Consider the following 17,674-nt stretch of genomic DNA (forward strand, 5'->3'; position numbering starts at 1 on the left):
TCCCTTGGGCAGCCCACCAGGTACGGTCTGATCATGACCGCCGGAGCGCGGGTGCCGACCGCAGGAGACCGCGGCCGCCGTACCCGCCCGGATGACCCATGGCATCACGGACCAACGGGGGGCTTCGCCGTCGTGTTCTCCACCTCCACCTCCGACCCGCCGTCCCCCTCGGGAACGGCCCACATGGTCGTCTGCGGTGACGACGCGCTCGCCCACCGCCTCGCCGCCGAGCTCCACTTCGTCTACCGGACACAGGTGACGGTCGTCATCCCCGGCGGCACCCCCCTGGCGGACCCGGCCGGGCAGCAGGTGGCCGGATGGCGGCCGGGAGGCCGTACCTCCGCGCTCTTCGGCCGGTTCAGCGCGGCCGTCGGGCGGGTCGCGCTGCCCCGGCAGACCGCGGACGACCCCGCTCCGGACGGGGGAGTGCGGGTCATGGAGGTCCCGGCGCTCGACGAAGAGGTGCTGACCGAGGCGGGTGCGGAGCATGCGACGGCGCTCGCCCTGGTCCATGACGACGACGAGGCCAACATCCACGCCGCCCTCCGTGCCCGCCGCCTCAACCCCCGGCTGCGGCTGGTGATCCGGCTCTACAACCGCAAGCTCGGCCAGCATCTGGAGGAACTCCTCGACGAGGCGGCGCGGGTGGCCGATCCCGGGATGGACGCGGCGGAGCTGGACGCCACCACCACCGTACTGTCGGACGCCGACACCGCGGCACCCGCGCTGGCGGCCACCGCCGTCGCGGGCACCAGCAAAGTGCTCCAGGCCGACGGGCTGCTGCTGCGCGCGGCCGAGCGCACCCCGCCCGGCCCCGACGAGGTGGCCCGCCCGGGGCTGTGCACCCTCGCCCTGCTCTCGTCCACCACCAGCGACCCCGGCGGCAGCGAGGGCTCCGACAGCAGCGGGGACGAAGGGCCCAAGCTGCTGCCCGGAGACGAGGAGGTGGCCGCCGCCACCGGCCGCGACACGGTGGTGCTCGAGGCCGTCTCCGCCACCGGCCCACCGCTGCCGCCACGGCGGCTCGGCACCCGCAGACTGCCGCTCGCCTCGCTGTTCTCCCGCCGACTGCGCTGGTCCGTCGCCGGAATGGCGATCGCCGTGCTCGCCCTCACCATCGCCTCCTGGCAGCTCACGGGCGCCGGTCTGCTCCGCGCCGCCTACCTCACGGTGCTGGACGTGCTGGCGATCGACGACCCGGCGCTCGACGAGCCCACCGGACGCAAGGTCCTCCAACTGCTGTCCGGGCTGACCGGACTGCTGATGCTGCCCGTCCTGGTGGCCGCCGCGCTCGAAGCGCTGGGCACCTTCCGCACCGCCTCCACGCTGCGCCGCCCTCCGCGCGGCCTCTCCGGCCACGTCGTGCTGCTCGGGCTCGGCAAGGTCGGCACCCGGGTGCTGGCCAGACTCCGGGAGATGGACATTCCCGTGGTGTGCGTGGAAGAGGACCCCGGGGCGCGCGGCATCCCGCTGGCCCGCAGGCTGGGGGTGCCGACGGTCATCGGCGATGTCACCCAGGAGGGCGTCCTGGAGGCCGCCAAGATCCAGCGGGCACACTCCCTGCTCGCCCTGACCAGCGTCGACACCACCAATCTGGAGGCGACGCTGTACGCCCGCTCGGTCAAGCCCCGGCTGCGGGTGGCGCTGCGCCTGTACGACGACCGCTTCGCCACCGCCGTCTACCGCACGCTGCGCGCGGCCCATCCGCGGGCCCTCACCCGCAGCCGCAGCGTCTCCAGCCTGGCGGCCCCGGCGTTCGCCGGAGCGATGATGGGGCGTCAGATCCTCGGCGCCATACCGGTCGAGCGCAGAGTGCTGCTCTTCGCCGCCCTGCATGTCGCCGGGCATCCGCAACTGGAGGGGCGTACCGTCGCCGAGGCGTTCGCGCCGGGCGCCTGGCGGGTGATCGCACTGGACGCGGCGGAACCCGCCGACCGGCAACGCGACCTCGCCGCGGCGCCTCCCTACGACGGTGCCACCCAGGCGCCCTCCCTGGTGTGGGATCTGCCCTCCGGCTATGTCCTGCGGCCGCACGATCGCGTGGTGCTGGCGGCCACCAGCCAGGGCCTGGGCGAAATCCTCGCGGGGGCGGCGGCCCGCCGGAACTGACGTCGAATCCGCCCGTGGTGCTCGCGGGAGCGGGGGCCACGTGGTGTGGCGGTGCCCGGGATGCGATGATGCCGGGCGACAAAGGCGACGGCGGAACGAGGAAGCCGGTGTGAATCCGGCGCGGTGCCGCCACTGTGATCGGCGAGCGGATCCCGAACAGGCCACTGCCCGTACGCGCGGGTGGGAAGGCCGGGACGAGCATCGACCCGAGAGCCAGGAGACTCACGCGGTCGCCTCCTCGACGGGGTGTGTCGATGTGCGGCTCCGCCGCGTGGGGGGCGGACTTCCCCGGAGGAGGGCGATGCACCATGCCTGTCAGGCCGACCGACCCGGTGCCATGCCGGGTGACCGTATGCCGGGACTGCTGTTGCGGCAGCCCCAAGGTGACCGGAATCGACCATGGGGCACAGATCGCACGGCTCGGTGAGGAAGCGCCCGTGCGCGTCTCCGAGTGTCTGGACGTCTGCGATCAGGCCAATGTGATCGTGGTGCAGCCATCGGCCGCCGGACGTGCCGCCGGGGGCAGGCCGGTGTGGCTCGGCCTGGTCAACGACCGGGATGCGACAGAGGACGTCGTGGCCTGGGTCACGGCGGGCGGCCCCGGCGTGGCGCCGCTGCCCGACATCCTCGATCTGTACGCCTTCTCGCCACGGCGGCGCGCCTCGCCCGAGCCGTCGTCCGGCGGACGCTGACCGGCCGAAGTTCCCTATGCCGCCCGGGAGTTGCTCATTGGGAGCAGGAGTCTGGCGGCCCCGCACCCTGTGGGCTACCGTCGGTAACACGTTGCCGTCGCGGCAACCCCCTTCGCATCTCCCGCACCCTCCGAACCCCCTTCCGGAAGGCAGCCCATGGAGAACTCCACAGAGAATGCCGCCTCGTTTGACGGGATCAGCCGCCGCCGCGCCCTGACGGCGGCGGGCGGTGTGCTCGCCGGCGCCGCGCTCGCCCAGGCGGCGGGTCCGGCCTTCGCCGCCTCCGGGGCGTCCTCGGACGCGGACGCCATCGTGGTCGGCGGCGGGCTCGCCGGGCTCGTCGCCACGGCGGAGCTGGCGGCCGCGGGACGCAAGGTGCTCCTCCTCGACCAGGAGCCCGAGAGCAACCTCGGCGGCCAGGCGTTCTGGTCCTTCGGCGGCCTGTTCTTCGTCGACTCCGAGGAACAGCGGCTGATGGGCATCAAGGACTCCCACGAACTGGCCTGGCAGGACTGGCTCGGCACGGCCGGCTTCGACCGCGGCGTCTCCGACCCCGGCGGCCAGGACTACTGGGCCCGCAAATGGGCCGAGGCGTACGTGGATTTCGCGGCCGGGGAGAAGCGGTCCTGGCTGCACGGGCTCGGCGTGCAGTGGTTCCCGATCGTCGGCTGGGCTGAGCGCGGCGGCGGCCTCGCGGACGGGCACGGCAACTCGGTGCCGCGTTTCCACGTCACCTGGGGCACCGGTCCGGCCGTGGTCGAGCCGTTCGAGAAGAAGGTGCGGGCCGCCGCGAAGGACGGGCGGGTGAGCTTCAAGTTCCGGCACCGGGTGGACGATCTGGTGGTCACCGGCGGTGCCGTCACCGGGGTCAGCGGCGCGATCCTGGAGCCGAGCGACGCCGCCCGCGGCAAGCCCACCTCGCGCACCGTGGTCGGCCACTTCGAGCTCAGCGCCCCGGTGGTGATCGTCACCTCGGGCGGTATCGGCGCCAACCACGATCTCGTACGGCGGAACTGGCCCGACCGGCTCGGCACACCGCCGAAGTTCATGGTCACCGGCGTCCCGGCGTACGTGGACGGCCGGATGCTCGCGATCACCGAGAAGGCGGGCGGACGGATCGTCAATCCCGACCGCATGTGGCACTACACCGAGGGCCTCAGGAACTACGCCCCGATCTGGCCGGGCCACGGCATCCGCATTCTGCCCGGCCCCTCGTCGATGTGGTTCGACGCGAAGGGCAAGCGCTTCTCCACCCCCGACATCCCGGGCTACGACACCCTGCACACCCTCGGGACGATCACCGCCACCGGCTATGACTACTCCTGGTTCGTCACCACCCAGAAGATCATGGCCAAGGAGTTCGCGCTCTCGGGCTCCGAGCAGAACCCGGACCTGACCAACAAGGACATCCTGCAGCTCCTCTCCCGCATCTGGCAGACACCCGAGCCGATCCAGCGGTTCCGGGACAAGGGCGAGGACTTCGTCGTCGCCAACACCTTGCCCCAACTGGTCGCGGGGATGAACAAGTTGACCGGCGACAACCTCATCGACCTGGCGGACCTCACCCGGCAGGTCGAGGCCCGCGACCGCGAGATCGCCAACCCGTACACCAAGGACGTCCAGGTCATGGGCATCCGCAACGCGCTCGCCTACCCCGGGGACACGCTCAGCCGCACCGCCTCCGCGCACCGGATCCTGGACCCGTCCGCCGGACCGCTGATCGCCGTGCGCCTCAACATCCTCACCCGCAAGACCCTCGGCGGTCTCCAGACCGACCTCTCCGGCCGCGTCCTGGACGGCTCCGGCAACCCGATCACCGGTCTGTACGCGGCCGGCGAGGTCTCGGGCTTCGGCGGCGGGGGAGTGCACGGCTACCGCTCCCTGGAGGGCACCTTCCTCGGCGGCTGCCTGTTCTCGGGCCGCGCCGCGGGCCGTGCGGCGGCGGCCGCGACCGCGACCTGAACCGGGGGACGGATGGACGGTGGCGCACCGGGTACATGGCAGACTCCTCCTGCGGTCCGCGGGCGGCCGGGACCAACCGCGGCCCGTCAAGTCGCCGGGGCAGGGAGGGTGCATGGGCGGGGACGATCCGCATATCCATGTCGAGTCGAAGGTCGTCCGAGGCGTCGCCGCCGTCCGCAACATGATGGCGTCCACCTTCGGGCTGGCCGGTGACCTGCCGAGCCGCATCGCCACCGGATGCGGAGTGCGGGCGCCGTACGCGATGACCTCTCCGCGTCCGGAGAACGTCACCTGCCTTGCCTGCCGCGAGTACGCGCGGCTGGAGCATCTGCGCTTCGCGGACGAGCTCGAACGGCTGGGGCTGATGCCCGGATCGACCATCAGCACGGACCAGGCGAAGCTGGCCGCGGACCGGCATCGCGACCTCGCGGAGCGGTTTTCGATCGCGGAGTGATGGGGCGGACGGCCAAGCGTTCGCCGCCCGCCCCCCTCGTCGACGGACTCCGCTACGGCACCCGCCCCGGGTCCGGCCGAGCAACCGTGTGCTCCGCCCCTGTGCGCTGTGGCGGCGTCACGCCTTCCGGCCGCTGTCGGCGCCGCCTGGAGACGGCTGTCGGGGCGGTGAGGACGGCCAGGCAGGCGAGGACGAGCGCGATGCCGGTCCAGCCGACGGCGGGGAGCCGTTCGCCGATGACCAGGACGGCGAGGACGGCGGCGACGGCCGGTTCGAGCAGGGAGAGCGTGGTCGCCGTGCTGGCGGGCACATGCGCCAGTCCCCAGCCGAACAGGACGTAGCCGGCGAACATGGGCACCACCGCCATGTAGGCGCCGACGGCCATATTGGACCCGGAGTCGAGCAGCGGGGCGCCGGTGACCAGGAGGACGGGCACGAGGAGCACCCCGCCCAAGCCGAACACCGCGCCCATCGCCGCGCGGGAGGAGATGCCGTGGGTGATCAGCCGGTGCGCCGCCCAGGAGTAGAGGGCATAGGTCGTGGCCGCGATGAGACCGAGCCCCACGCCGAGCATCGTGGCGGCCATGGATGGCTGCCCCCGGTCGCCGGGGTCCTGAGCGGCTTGGGCCGCGCACAGCATGAGGGTGCCCAGGAGGCCCAGGGCGGCGCCGAGTGTCCAGCGGCGCGTCAGCCGGCGGCGGTCCATGACGCGTTCGATCACGGCTGAGGCCAGTGGCGCCATGCCGATCGACACCACGGTTCCCACCGCCACTCCGGCCAGGTGCATCGAGCTGTAGAACGCCAACGGGTAGACCGCCACCGCGAACGCGCCGAGCAGTACGGTGCCGCGCCGCGCACGCAGTCGCGGGGCCTGACGGACGACGCTGGGGGCCGCGACCAGGGCTTGGAGCAGTCCGCCCAGGCCCATGGCGACGGCGCCGATGGCGAGGGGCCCCACCCCCGGGGCGAAGGTCGCCGCGGTGCCGGTGGTGCCCCACAGCACGGACGCGGCGAGCACACACAACGATCCGGCGCCCGCGAGACGGGCGCCGTGTCCGGTGGGCCGCCTCACAGCCTGTCCAGCAGGGCCGCCGCCATCGCGCGGGCGTGCCGCAGCCGGTTGTCGTCGCCTTCCAGACCGGCGCGCGCCATCGCGCCCTCCAGCAGGAACGACAGGTGCTCCGCCGTGGTGCGCACGTCGTCGGGGCGGTCGGGCAGCAGTTCTTCGAGGTGCCCGGCGATCAGGCGCTCGACCTCCTCCTTGTGGCGGCGTACGACACTGCGCCCCTCGTCTCCGGCGGGCAGCTCGGCGGCCGCGTTGAGCAGTCCGCAGCCGCGAAAGCCGCGCTCGTAGGCGAACGCCGCGTGATCCGCGTAGGCGTCGAAGGCCGCGAGGACGCCGTCGCGCGGGTTCTGGGCCTGCGCCAGCCGTGACGAGTACAGCGCGAGCCACTCCTCGTGCCGGGCGTCGAGATAGGCCCTGACGAGATCGGACTTGGAGGAGAAGTTGTTGTACAGGCTCATTTTCGCCACGCCGGCTTCGGTGGTGATCGTGTCGATTCCGGTCGCCGTCACGCCGTCGGCGTAGAAGCGGCGCGCGGCAGCCGCCAGCAGGCGTTCCCGGGCGGGCCGCCGCCTTCCGGGATCCGTCGTCCTCGTACCGGTCTCACTCATCGCATGCATCCCGACAGATTAGGTAGGTAGGTCTATCTAATTAGGTAGGTAGGTCTATCTAATGTAGAGGGTCATGAGGAATCCGGGAAGTCACCAGCAGTCGGTCCCCGACGCCGCCCGCAGCCCCATCGTGCGCGGAAGCGTCGCCGACTGAGCGGCCGAACGGGGGGTACCCGGCCGGGCCAGGACGTGGCCTGCTCGGGCGATGAGTGATCTTCCAGAGGGCGGAGGAGACATCATGGCAGCCGAGACCTATGACCCCCGGCGAACGGCAGTGCTGCTGGTCGACCCGTACAACGACTTCCTCTCCGAGGGAGGCAAGGTCTGGCCGGTCGTGCAGAGCGTCGCCGAGAAGGTCGGCCTGCTGGACAATCTGCGCGCCGTCGTCGGCGCCGCCCGGCAGTCCGGGGTGCGGGTGGTGTTCGTCCCGCACCGCCGCTGGGAGCCGGGGGACTACGAGTCGTGGACCCACCCCAACCCGACCCAGCGGAACATCATGGTCCGGCACAGCTTCGCCCGCGACACCTGGGGCGGGGAGTTCCATCCCGACTTCCAGCCGCGGCCGGGGGAGGTGGTGGCCCATGAGCACTGGGCGCAGAGCGGGTTCGCCAACACCGACCTGAATATGCAGCTCAGGCAGCACGGCATCACCCATGTGATCCTCATCGGACTGCTGGCGAACACCTGCATCGAGTCCACCGGACGCTTCGCCATGGAGCTCGGCTACCACGTCACGCTGGTCCGTGACGCCACCGCGGCCGCCAAGCCCGAGATGATGCATTCCGCGCACGAGCTGAACGGCCCCACCTTCGCCCATGCCATCCTCACCACGAGCGAGCTCCTCACCGCGTTGCCGGGGGAGGGCTCGGCGGCGTAGTGGTGGTGCCTTACGGCGTGGGGCCTGAGCCGGAACCGACGACGCGGCCCTCCGGGACCTCTCCACGGGGTGGGATCTGCGGGGGTCGGCGCACCGTCGGCAGATGGCGGACCAGGGCGATCGCGGTGAGGAAGGTGACGAGCGCGCACACGCCCCACCAGCCGGCCCGGCTCCAGACCTGGACGCCGAGCCAGGAACCCGCGCTGCCGCCCAGATAGGCGCAGGTCATATAGGCGGTGTTGAGCCTGCTGCGGGCGTCCGGGCGCAGGGCGTAGACGCGGGCCTGGTTGGCGACCATGCCGGACTGCATCGCCACGTCCAGGAGCAGTGTGCCGACCGTCAGGGCGGCCAGGCCCAGCGTTCCGCCGCGGGCGCCCACGGCAAGGATCGCGGCGGAGACGAGGACCCCGAGCATGCAGACGAGGTTCACCGGGTCGGGTCCTCGGCGGTCCACCAGGCGGCCGGCGAGCGGGGTGCAGAACATGGTCGCCGCGCCGACCAGGGCGAGCATGCCGACGGCCTGGGCACCCAGCCCGTAGGCCGGACCGGTGAGGAGGAGGGCCAGACAGGTCCAGACGGCCGAGAATCCGGCGAAGACGGTCGCCTGGTACAGGCAGGAGCGGCGCAGCTCCGGTTCGGTGCGCAGCAGCCGCAGCGGTTCGGCCAGCAGTGCGGGGTAGGACTGCCGGGAGGCCGGGGCCTTGGCCGGCACCGTGAACGCCAGGACGGTGGCGAGGAGCAGGGCCAGGACCGCGGCCACGAGATAGGGGGCCCGCCAGCCCAGCCATTCGCCGAGCGTGCCGCTGAAGGTGCGGGCCAGCAGCATGCCGCCGGTCGATCCGCTCAGCAGAGTGCCGATCACCGCTCCTCGGCGGTCGGCGGCCACCAGCCCGGCCGCCAGCGGGCCCACGATCTGCGCGGCCACGGTGGTCAGGCCGACGACGGCGCTGGCGGCGACGAGGGGCGGCAGGGCCGGTGCGCACCCCGCGGCGAGCAGGGCCAGGCCGGTGAGGGCGAGTAGGACGACGAGGAACGAGCGGTGCGGGATCCGGTCGCCGAGCGGCACCAGCAGGACGATCCCGGCCGTGTAGCCGACCTGGGTGGCGGTCACCACCAGGGCGGCCGAGTCGGCCGACACCTGCAGTCCGTCGGCGACCAGCGGGCCGATGGACTGCGGGAAGTAGATGTTGCCCACCGCCACCGCGCAGGTGACGGCCAGGATCGGGAGCATGCGGCGGCTCATTCGTCAGTGCACCGGCCCATCGGCGGCACCGGCCGCCACGGCCGTTGCCTGTACGTGCGTGGGATGCGTCATGGGCTGAAGTCCATGGCACCTGTGTGCCCCTGCCAATCGATGTAGCGTATGGCTTAATGATCAGCTTTGTGCTCGATGTCGAGGACCTGGCGGACACGCGGTTCGCCGTATCGCCCTTGAACGAGACGGTGTTCAGCCTGCGGGTGCGGCACGATCCGAGCCTGTCCGCGGTGCATCTCCCGTGGCGCAGGTCCGTGCTCGGCCGACTCGGCGACCTGGACACGGACCTGCTGATGTCCTTGGTGGCGCGGAGACGCACCCTCCCGGACTTTCTGACTCCGCGGCCCGCGAGCTTCGCCCCGGCCTTCGAGGACGAACTTGCCGTCGTCCGCCGGACCCCTGCCGGCCTGGTCCGCCGCGACCTGCTGGCCACCCACGCGCCGGATCCGCTGCCCCGAGCGCTGCGCGACGCCACCGTTGCCGACGACGCACCCGTCACCGCACTCCGCGACACCATCTGCGCACTCCTGCGGCGGTACTGGGCGATCGCCATCAAGCCGATGTGGCCGCAGATGCGACTGGTCGTGGAGGCGGACATGACCTACCGCGCACGGCAACTGGCCATGGGCGGCGCCCGCCTGCTCTTCGCCGATATGCACCCCAATCTGCGATGGCACAACGGGGTGCTGCACATCGCCAAGATGATCAGCCGGCACCAGGTCGCGGCATCCGGCCGGGGACTGCTCCTCCTGCCCTCGGTCTTCGCGCACAAGCCCGCGCCCCCGGTGAGCCCGGAGGAACCTCCGTCGCTGGTCTATCCCAGCCGTGGGGTGGCGACGCTCTGGGCCTCGGTGCCCACCGACGGCGCGCCCGCTCTCGTGTCGCTCATCGGCGCGCCCCGAGCGAGGCTTCTCGTCCTCCTGGAGGAGCCACTTCCCACCGTCGAGCTCGCCCGCCGCCTCAGGGTGACGCCGAGTGCCGTCTCCCAGCACCTGCGCGTGCTGCACGCCACCGGACTGGTCACCCGGGCACGCCACGGACGGCAGGTGCTGTACCGGCGAAGCACCCTCGGCGACCAACTCGCGGCCCCGGACGGGGCGTACGGGTGAGGTGGCGACCGCGGAGGCCGAAACGTCCTTGACTTCACGTCAGGTTGAACTTTTACGGTCGGTTTCGTCGAACGAGTTCAAGCAAAGACGGAGGGACCGGCCATGGAGTACTCCCACAGCGACGCCGAACTGATACGGCAGCCCATCGGCTACTGGAGTTGGGCGGCCTACAAAGCCGTTGTCACCCGCATCCAGGCCACGCTCGCCGGGATCGGCACCACCCAGCCACAGTGGTGGGTCCTCGCGCAGGTCGCACACGCCGACCCCGCCAAGACCCGCGCCGAGGTGTCCGGCCTCCTCAGCAACTATCTCGAAGCGGGTCCGGAGGTCATGGAGGAGGAGATCGACCGGACCATCGCCCAGGGCTGGATCACCGAGGACGCCGAGGGACATCTGGGCATCACGACGGAGGGCAGAACCTTCTTCGACAAGGCCGCGGCCCTTCAGGACGAGCTGTGGGCGGAACGGCACGCGGGCATCTCCGACGAGGAGTACCTGACGACGGTCAAGGTGCTGCAGCGATTCATCCACAACACGGGCGGACATGCCTGGCACCACTAGGCAGGGACCGGCCCCCGTGCGGTCGTGGGTGTTCCGGGCGGTTTCCCACCGCCCGGAACACCCACGGCACTCCCCCAGAGCGGCGGCGCGCCTACCTGGCCAGTTCGGCCGGTACATCCAGCCGGGTCAGCTTCCGTGACAGCACCTCGTCGGGCTCGGGCACCTCACCGAGCTGCCCCAGCAGGATCTCCCGGAGCTCGGTGGGGAGCTCCCCCTTCGGAACGCGTAGCGACATGGTGTTCTCCCTGTGCGGTTGCCTGTTTGGCATGCAGACACCGCCGGGTCCGCGCATGTGACAGCCGTCGCCACCGTGCCCGGATCTCCGGGGCACGGTGGCGCGCCACGGTCAGTAGGTGGTGGTGAGGATGTCCAGGACCTGGGTGTGATCGGGGGACAGGGGATTGTTCGTCGTCACCGCGTCCGCCACCGCCCCGGCGGCGATGGCGGGCAGCATGTCGCGGTCGGCGCCGAGCGTCCGCAGGGGGCGCTTCACCTCGACGGCGCCCGCGAGCTCGCGTACCGCTTCGATGGCTGCCCGCGCCCAGTCCCCGTCGGCGGGCGGTGCCAGGCGCATGGCACGCGCCACCTGCTCGTAGGCGCCCTGCGCGGCGGGGGCGTTGAACTCCATCACCTCCTCCAGGACGGCGGCGAGGGCGACGCCGTGGGGAGTGCCGGTGTGCGCGGTCAGCGCGTGGCCGATGCCATGGACCAGCCCGAGCCCGGAGAGGCTGAGTGCCTGGCCCGCGAGATGGGCTCCCAGCATCAGTTCGGCGCGGGCGTCGAGGTCCGCGCCGTCCCGGTACGCGGCGGGCAGGGCGTGGCTGACCATGGTGACGGCCTGTGTGGCGTAGGCGGCGGAGACCGGGTTCGCGCCGCGCGAGGCGAGTGACTCGATGCCGTGGACGAGGGCGTCGATACCGGTGGCGGCGGTGGCGGGTGCGGGCAGACCCAGGGTGAGCTCCGGGTCGAGCAGCGCGATGCGCGGCTTCACGGAGGGGTGGCCGAGGTAGACCTTGCGGCAGGCGGTGGTGTCCTCGATGACCCCGAAGCCGTTGGTTTCGGCGCCGGTGCCGGAGGTGGTGGGGATGGCGACGAGCGGGAGTCCGTCGGCCGCCTCCCAGAGTTCGTCGGCGTCGGCGGCCGTGGCCTTCGGGTTGCCGACCAGCAGGGATATGCCCTTCGCCGCGTCGAGTACGGAGCCACCGCCGAGGGCGACGACCGCGGCGGTGCCGAACGTACGGGCTCGTGCGGCCCCCGCGTCGACGTTGGCGGTGGAGGGGTTGGGTGCCACCTCGTCGTAGACGGCGTACTCCAGCCCGGCGGCCCGGAGGGTCCCCAGGACCGGCTCCAGGACGCCCGCGGCGCGCAGGCCGTGGTCGGTGACGACGAAGGCGCGATCGTGGCCGGTGGCCGCGATCAGTGCGGGGAGCCGGCCGATGCGGCCGGGGCCGAACTCGATACGGCAGGTGGGGTCGATGCTCAGCGGCGTGGGACTGCCGGGCCCGGGAGAGGTCATGGGGTGCGGCTCCTGGCGTCGTGGTACGGGGTGGCGTTCGCTCGTTCTCAGACCGCGAGTGTCGCGTCGGCCGGCGCGATGGTCGGGTCGGGCAGCCGGAACTCCTGCCCGGCGAGGGCCTCGTAGAGGCGCACGGGGCTCATCTCACCGGCGAGCTCGCCGTGATGGGCCTTGGAGCGGCGGTAGATCTGCTCGACGAGGGCGGACAGTTCGGTGGACACGCCCAGGTCGCGGCCGAGGTCGACGGCGAGCCCCAGATCCTTGCAGGCCAGCGCCATGGCGAACGAGTCGTCGTAGTCACCGTCGGCGAGGATGGACATGAGGTCCTTCTCGACGAAGGAGGAGGCGGCCGGGCTCGCCAGCAGCGAGCTGCGCAGCGTCCCGAGGTCGACGCCCGCCTTGACGCCCATGGCGAGCACCTCGGAGGTGGCGACCACGTGGCTGAACCAGAGCAGGTTGAGCATGAGCTTGACGGTGTAGCCCGCGCCGGGCGGGCCGACGTGCAGGATCCGGTCCGGATCGCCCATGGCTTCGAGGACGGGCAGGGCGATGCGGAAGTCGTCGTCCGTACCGCCGGCGAAGATCTGCAGCGCTCCGGCCTCGGCGCCCCGTGCCATGCCGCTGACCGGTGCGTCGAGCCGGCGCACCCCGCGCCCGTCCAGGGCCTCGGCGGCGACGCGGTCCGCGGCCGCGGGGGTCGAGGTCGACATGTCGATCCACAGGGCGCCGGGCGGCAGGGCCTCGGCCGCGCCACCGCGCAGCAGCACGTCCTCGACGATGCGCGGGGTGGGGAGCATCGTGATCAGGAATTCCGCGCCTTCGGCACAGGTCGCGGGGGAATCGGCCCAGCGGGCGCCGAGCGCCAGATGCTCGGCGGCGGCCTCGGGCCGGGTGTCGTGCACGGTGACCAGGTGGCCCGCGTGGATGAGATGGCGGGCCATGTGGCGTCCCATGTTGCCCAGGCCGATGAAACCGATCCTCATCGTTGTCCTCGCTGTGGTGAGAAGAGAAAAGTAAAGAGGGGAGGGGATGGACAGATCCGTGCACCATGGCCGGTTCAGGCCAGGTTGATCCAGGTGGTCTTCAGCGCGGTGTACGCGTCCAGTGCGTGCAGGGACTTGTCCCGGCCCGCGCCGGTGGCCTTGAAGCCGCCGAAGGGAGTGATGACATCGCTGGCGTCGAAGGTGTTGATCCAGACCGTCCCGGCCCGCAGCCGCTTGGCGGCGCGATGGGCGACGGCCACATCACGTGTCCAGACGGAGGCGACGAGCCCGTAGTCGCTCTCGTTGGCCAGCCGTATGCCCTCGTCGGCGTCGCCGTCGTAGGACACGATGGCCAGGACGGGGCCGAAGATCTCCTGCTGGCCGACGGCGGAGGTGTTCACCACCCCGTCCAGGACGGTCGGTTCGACATAGCTGCCGCCCGACTCGGTGAGGGTGCGGCCACCGCCGAACACCACGCTCGCCCCGTCCTCCACACCGCGTTCGATGTAGCCGAGGACCGTGGCCAGCTGGGTCTCGTCGACCAGGGGGCCCATGACGGTGGCCGGGTCGAGCGGGTCGCCCACCCGGAAGGTCTCCGCGGTGATCCGGCGCAGGGCGTCCAGGAGCCGGTCCTTGACGGAGGCGTGCACCACGACGCGGGAACCGGCGTTGCAGGTCTGTCCGGCGTTGTAGAAGATGCCCCAGGCCACGGCCGACGCGGCGGCCTCGATGTCGGCGTCGGGCAACAGGAGCTGGGGCGACTTGCCACCCGCCTCGACGGCCACCTGCTTGCCGTTGGACTCGCCCGCGTACACCTGGAAGAGCCGGGCCACTTCCGCCGAGCCGGTGAAGGCGATCTTGTCGACCTCCGGGTGGCGGCCCAGCGCCTGTCCGGCCACCTCGCCGCGGCCCGGGACGACGTTGAACACCCCGTCCGGCAGACCCGCCTCGGAGGCGAGGGCGGCCAGGCGCAGGGCGGCCAGGGAGGTCTGCTCGGCCGGCTTGAGGACGACGCTGTTGCCGGTGGCCAGCGCCGGGCCCAGCTTCCAACTGGCGATCAGCAGCGCGTAGTTCCACGGGACGACCGCGCCGATGACGCCCAGGGGCTCCCGGGTGATCAGGGCGATCGCGTCGCCGGGGGTCGGTGCCACCTCGTCGTAGGTCTTGTCGATGGCCTCGGCGTACCAGGCGATGGTCTCGGCGGCCTTGTCCACGTCGATCCGCACGGACTCGGTGATGGGCTTGCCCATCTCCAGGGTGTCGAGGAGGGCCAGCTCCTCGGCGTTCGCCCGGATCAGCTCGGCCCAGCGCAGCAGGACGCTCTTGCGCTCCTTGGGCGGGAGGTCGCGCCAGCGTCCGTCCTCGAAGGCGGCGCGCGCGCCGCGTACGGCACGGTCCACGTCCTCGGCCCCCGCCGCCTGCACCTTGGCGAGCACCGAACCGTCGCGCGGCGAGACGCTGGTGAAGGTGTCGCCGGAGAGGGCGTCGGTGAAGCGGCCGTCGATGAACAGCCGGGTCTCGACGGTGAGTGTGCCGGCCGCGGCCACCCACTGGTCGTACGAACGGGCGAGCAGGGCGTCGATGCCGTGCGTCATGTGATCCTCCACCGGTCGATCGCGTCTTCGTCGAGTTCGATACCGAGGCCCGGCCTCGCGGGTATCTCGAGGTTGCCGTCGCTGTCCACCCGCACCGGGTCGGCGAGCATGAAGTCCCGGCGCTCCGGGGTCCACCCGGGCGGGTCGTAGGGGAACTCGAAGAACGGGCCGCCGCCGACCCCCGCCGACACGTGCAGATTGGCGAGCACGCCGATGCCGTTGGTCCAGCTGTGCGGGGTGAAGTGGCGGTGCTTGAGCTGGGCGATCTCCGCCAGGGTGCGGGCGCGGTGCATGCCGATCGCGAGCACCACGTCCATCTGGTAGATATCCAGGGCGTCCTCTTCGAGGTAACGCAGCAGGTCGGTGGGGGAGTGGTGCATCTCGCCGGCCGCGATGCGCACCCCGGGGTTCTCGGCCCGCAGCCGTTTGAAGCCCGCCAGGTCGCCGTAGGGCAGCGGCTCCTCGACCCAGAACACGTCGAGCTCGGCCAGGCGCGCGATGGTCTTGCGGGTCCGGGCGAGGTCGGTGGCGCCCGCGGTGTCGCCCGCCATGCGCCACGACTGGTTCAGGTCCACCATGATCTCGAAGTCCGCGCCCAGTTCCTCGCGAACGGCGCGGACCGCGGCGATCCCTTCGTCCACCCGGCTGCGGTCGATGCGTATCTTCATGGCGCGGAAGCCCGCTTCGCGGACCTTCAGCGCGGTGGCGACGCGCTCCTGCGGCGACTTGAGCTCACCGCAGGAGGCGTAGGCGGGCAGCTTCTTGGCCGCGTTGCCGAACAGCTCCGCCACCGGGCGGCCGTGGACCTTGCCGATGATGTCCCACAGCGCCGCCTCCAGCGGCCAGTAGTGGGCGCCGTGGAAGTTGGCGGTCTCGATGGCCTTGACGTGCCGGGTGATGTCGAGCGGATCCTCGCCGACGAACAGGCGCTTGTAGGTGTCGAAGCCGTCCATCAGATCACCGGAGCCGATACCGGTGATCCCCTCGTCGGTGTGGACGCGGACGACCGTCGCGTCGAAGTGGCGCCGCGGCTCGGGGTCCCACGCGGCCCGGAACGGCGGGTCCAGCTCCAGGCGCAGCCGGTCCAGGGTGATGTCCGTGATCTTCATCGGGTGAGCACCTCGGAGGTGGGGGCGTAGAACGGGTTCGCCGGGCCTTCCTCGGCGGCCGCGAGGACATCGGCCACGGTCGGGGTGCCGGTCACCGCTGCCCGCACCGCCTCGTACGCGGCGGTGCGCTGATTGCGGAAGGACACATCCAGGTCGTCGACCGCCGGGTTCACCCAGATCGCGGCGATGATCAGCAGATCGTCGGCCTCCTCGGCGGGCAGCAGACCGCTCCGGACCGCGTCCGTGACACCCTGCGCCAGACCGGCCTGGGCGGAGCCCCATGTGGCGCGCTGGTGCAGCTCACCTTCCGCGGCGGCCTTCGACACGAACAGCGTCAGCGGCTTCACCGGGACCGACGGGCGCACGATCGTCATGAAGGGAACGTGTCCGGCGCTGGGCGTGGCCAGCGCCGTGGCCCAGGCCGTCTCGACGGGTCCGCCCTTGCGTCCGATCACGACGTTCGTGTGCGCGGCGTTGGCACCCTCTCCGGCGAAGGACTCGCCGACGAGGGCGGTCGGGGCAAAAGGCGATGGCATGGGGATCTCCTGGATCTCCGGGAGCGGGGAATCGGCGGACCACAGGGGAGGAACCACGCATTCGCCGCAGTTCTCCGGTCCGATGCGGCGAATCTAGAACCGCCGCCACCCCGTCGACAAGGCGCCCGCCTGAATCGAAATGCCGGTTGCTCTCATGACAACCCGGCGGCTGACCTGGGGCTTCCCCGGTGCGCGCCCTAGGATGTCGCGCGTGACGAACCTCCCCCCTCGCGGCACCGACGGTCCCGAGGACCCCGCCGATCCGCACGGCACGGGCCCAGGCCAAGCCTTCTCCGGCCCCGCGGACACCACTGCCCCGCGTGGCCACGGGCTGCGCCGTGACATCGACCTGCTGGAGGCGCTCGCCTCCGACGAGGCCCAGAACGCCGGCGGGCTCGGCGTCGTACGCCTGGCGCATCTGGTGGGCCGGGAGAAGACCCAGGTCTCGCGGGCCCTCAAGGCCCTGGCCGCCGCGGGGATCGTGGAACGGGACCCCGACACCCTGGAGTACCGCCTGGGCTGGCGGCTCTTCTCGCTCGTCGCGCGGACCTCGCAGAACCGGCTGGTGCGCATGGCGGAGCCGGTGATGCACGCGCTCTCGTCGGACGTGGAGGAGACCAGCCATCTGTGCGTCCTGAGCGAGCGCGAGGTGCTCACCCTGCTCTCGGTGTCCGGACACTCCTTCCGCGTCCACGGCTGGGAAGGGCGCGGAGTGCCCGCGTGGCAGACCTCGGCCGGCCGCGTGCTGCTGGCCGATGCCACCCCCGACGAGCTGTACGTCCGCTTCGGCACCGCCTCGACGCCACCGATCCCCGAACTGTGGGCACTGATCCAGGAGGCTTCGCGACGGGGCTACGCGAGAGTGAGCGAGGAGTTCGAGACCGGTCTGGTCGGGGTCTCCGCACCCGTGCGCGACTTCCGGGGACGTGTCGTCGCGGCGCTCAACATCTCGGCCCCCGAGTCACGGCTCGGCGACCGCCTGGACCAGGCGGGCCGCACCACGGCCAAGGCGGCGGCACGCGTCTCCGTGATGCTGGGCTGGGAGCCGCGGCACACCTCGTTCCCCAGGGCACGGCTCACCTGAGAACGCAGGGGTCGGTGTGCGGGGCGGGCATGACGGGGCAGTTGCCCTGACAGCAACCACCATTGCGATCCGAGAAGCGGTCTTGTCGGCCGCATGACGCGCTCGTAAATTCACCGCGAACCGGACCAGCCCTTGTTCGGAACGGAGAAAAGAGCAGC

At 71.7% G+C, this 17,674-nt stretch carries 17 protein-coding genes and 1 riboswitch; of the genes, 8 read left to right on the forward strand and 9 right to left on the reverse strand.

Annotated features, from left to right (window positions below):
* Window positions 1–183: 183 nt before the first annotated feature.
* From STRVI_RS19755 to STRVI_RS19770, 4 genes are all read left to right on the forward strand, one after another.
* Window positions 184–2,109, forward strand: a complete 1,926-nt coding sequence (locus STRVI_RS19755; RefSeq protein ID WP_043236153.1) for an NAD-binding protein — start codon at window positions 184–186, stop codon at window positions 2,107–2,109.
* A gap of 61 nt (window positions 2,110–2,170) precedes the next feature.
* Window positions 2,171–2,348, forward strand: a riboswitch (cobalamin riboswitch).
* A 69-nt stretch (window positions 2,349–2,417) separates the two neighbouring features.
* A complete protein-coding gene (locus STRVI_RS19760; protein WP_014057449.1) occupies window positions 2,418–2,801 on the forward strand; it encodes a hypothetical protein in 384 nt (127 codons plus the stop codon).
* Window positions 2,802–2,957: 156 nt separating this feature from the next.
* Window positions 2,958–4,763, forward strand: coding sequence for an FAD-binding dehydrogenase (locus tag STRVI_RS19765; RefSeq protein WP_014057450.1), 1,806 nt, complete (start codon window positions 2,958–2,960; stop codon window positions 4,761–4,763).
* 112 nt (window positions 4,764–4,875) lie between these two features.
* The gene (locus tag STRVI_RS19770; RefSeq protein WP_014057451.1) at window positions 4,876–5,217 is read left to right on the forward strand and encodes a hypothetical protein; all 342 of its coding nucleotides are present in this window, start codon (window positions 4,876–4,878) and stop codon (window positions 5,215–5,217) included.
* A gap of 52 nt (window positions 5,218–5,269) precedes the next feature.
* Here the strand turns inward: STRVI_RS19770 and STRVI_RS19775 are convergent, their stop codons facing one another.
* Entirely contained in the window at window positions 5,270–6,289 is a 1,020-nt protein-coding gene (locus tag STRVI_RS19775; protein ID WP_014057452.1) for a DMT family transporter, read from the reverse strand.
* Window positions 6,286–6,891, reverse strand: coding sequence for a TetR/AcrR family transcriptional regulator (locus STRVI_RS19780; protein ID WP_014057453.1), 606 nt, complete (start codon window positions 6,889–6,891; stop codon window positions 6,286–6,288). Before STRVI_RS19780 ends, STRVI_RS19775 begins: the two co-directional genes overlap by 4 nt.
* Window positions 6,892–7,129: 238 nt before the next feature.
* Between STRVI_RS19780 and STRVI_RS19785 the strand changes: the two genes are divergently transcribed.
* Window positions 7,130–7,768 (forward strand): isochorismatase family cysteine hydrolase, encoded by a 639-nt coding sequence (locus STRVI_RS19785; protein WP_014057454.1) that lies wholly within the window; start codon window positions 7,130–7,132, stop codon window positions 7,766–7,768.
* A gap of 10 nt (window positions 7,769–7,778) precedes the next feature.
* Here STRVI_RS19785 and STRVI_RS19790 read toward each other — a convergent pair whose 3' ends face one another.
* On the reverse strand, window positions 7,779–8,999 hold the full coding sequence (locus STRVI_RS19790) for an MFS transporter (RefSeq protein WP_014057455.1): 1,221 nt from the start codon (window positions 8,997–8,999) through the stop codon (window positions 7,779–7,781).
* 140 nt (window positions 9,000–9,139) lie between these two features.
* On the opposite strand from STRVI_RS19790, the gene STRVI_RS19795 reads away from it, so the two are divergent.
* Together STRVI_RS19795 and STRVI_RS19800 are read left to right on the forward strand one after the other, a co-directional pair.
* The gene (locus STRVI_RS19795; RefSeq protein WP_014057456.1) at window positions 9,140–10,132 is read left to right on the forward strand and encodes an ArsR/SmtB family transcription factor; all 993 of its coding nucleotides are present in this window, start codon (window positions 9,140–9,142) and stop codon (window positions 10,130–10,132) included.
* Between the two features lie 102 nt (window positions 10,133–10,234).
* Entirely contained in the window at window positions 10,235–10,693 is a 459-nt protein-coding gene (locus STRVI_RS19800) for a MarR family winged helix-turn-helix transcriptional regulator (protein ID WP_014057457.1), read from the forward strand.
* 91 nt (window positions 10,694–10,784) lie between these two features.
* Here the strand turns inward: STRVI_RS19800 and STRVI_RS50685 are convergent, their stop codons facing one another.
* The 6 genes from STRVI_RS50685 to fae all read right to left on the reverse strand — a co-directional run bounded on the left by STRVI_RS50685 (window position 10,785) and on the right by fae (window position 16,432).
* Complete coding sequence (locus tag STRVI_RS50685) at window positions 10,785–10,928, reverse strand: hypothetical protein (protein WP_014057458.1); 144 nt, start codon at window positions 10,926–10,928, stop codon at window positions 10,785–10,787.
* A 111-nt stretch (window positions 10,929–11,039) separates the two neighbouring features.
* Window positions 11,040–12,209, reverse strand: a complete 1,170-nt coding sequence (locus STRVI_RS19805) for an iron-containing alcohol dehydrogenase (RefSeq protein WP_014057459.1) — start codon at window positions 12,207–12,209, stop codon at window positions 11,040–11,042.
* Window positions 12,210–12,256: 47 nt separating this feature from the next.
* Window positions 12,257–13,192: an NAD(P)-dependent oxidoreductase gene (locus STRVI_RS19810; protein WP_014057460.1), complete on the reverse strand. Its 936-nt coding sequence runs from the start codon at window positions 13,190–13,192 to the stop codon at window positions 12,257–12,259.
* Between the two features lie 74 nt (window positions 13,193–13,266).
* Window positions 13,267–14,787 carry an aldehyde dehydrogenase gene (locus STRVI_RS19815; RefSeq protein ID WP_014057461.1) on the reverse strand — a complete coding sequence of 507 codons (1,521 nt, stop codon included), beginning with the start codon at window positions 14,785–14,787 and terminating at the stop codon, window positions 13,267–13,269.
* Window positions 14,784–15,896, reverse strand: a complete 1,113-nt coding sequence (locus STRVI_RS19820; protein ID WP_014057462.1) for a mandelate racemase/muconate lactonizing enzyme family protein — start codon at window positions 15,894–15,896, stop codon at window positions 14,784–14,786. Before STRVI_RS19820 ends, STRVI_RS19815 begins: the two co-directional genes overlap by 4 nt.
* Window positions 15,893–16,432, reverse strand: a complete 540-nt coding sequence (gene fae / locus STRVI_RS19825) for a formaldehyde-activating enzyme (RefSeq protein ID WP_014057463.1) — start codon at window positions 16,430–16,432, stop codon at window positions 15,893–15,895. Before fae ends, STRVI_RS19820 begins: the two co-directional genes overlap by 4 nt.
* 202 nt (window positions 16,433–16,634) lie before the next feature.
* On the opposite strand from fae, the gene STRVI_RS19830 reads away from it, so the two are divergent.
* Window positions 16,635–17,516: an IclR family transcriptional regulator gene (locus STRVI_RS19830; RefSeq protein ID WP_078505285.1), complete on the forward strand. Its 882-nt coding sequence runs from the start codon at window positions 16,635–16,637 to the stop codon at window positions 17,514–17,516.
* The last annotated feature ends 158 nt before the right edge of the window (window positions 17,517–17,674 follow it).

The sequence above is a fragment of the Streptomyces violaceusniger Tu 4113 genome (assembly GCF_000147815.2).
GTDB lineage: Bacteria > Actinomycetota > Actinomycetes > Streptomycetales > Streptomycetaceae > Streptomyces > Streptomyces violaceusniger_A.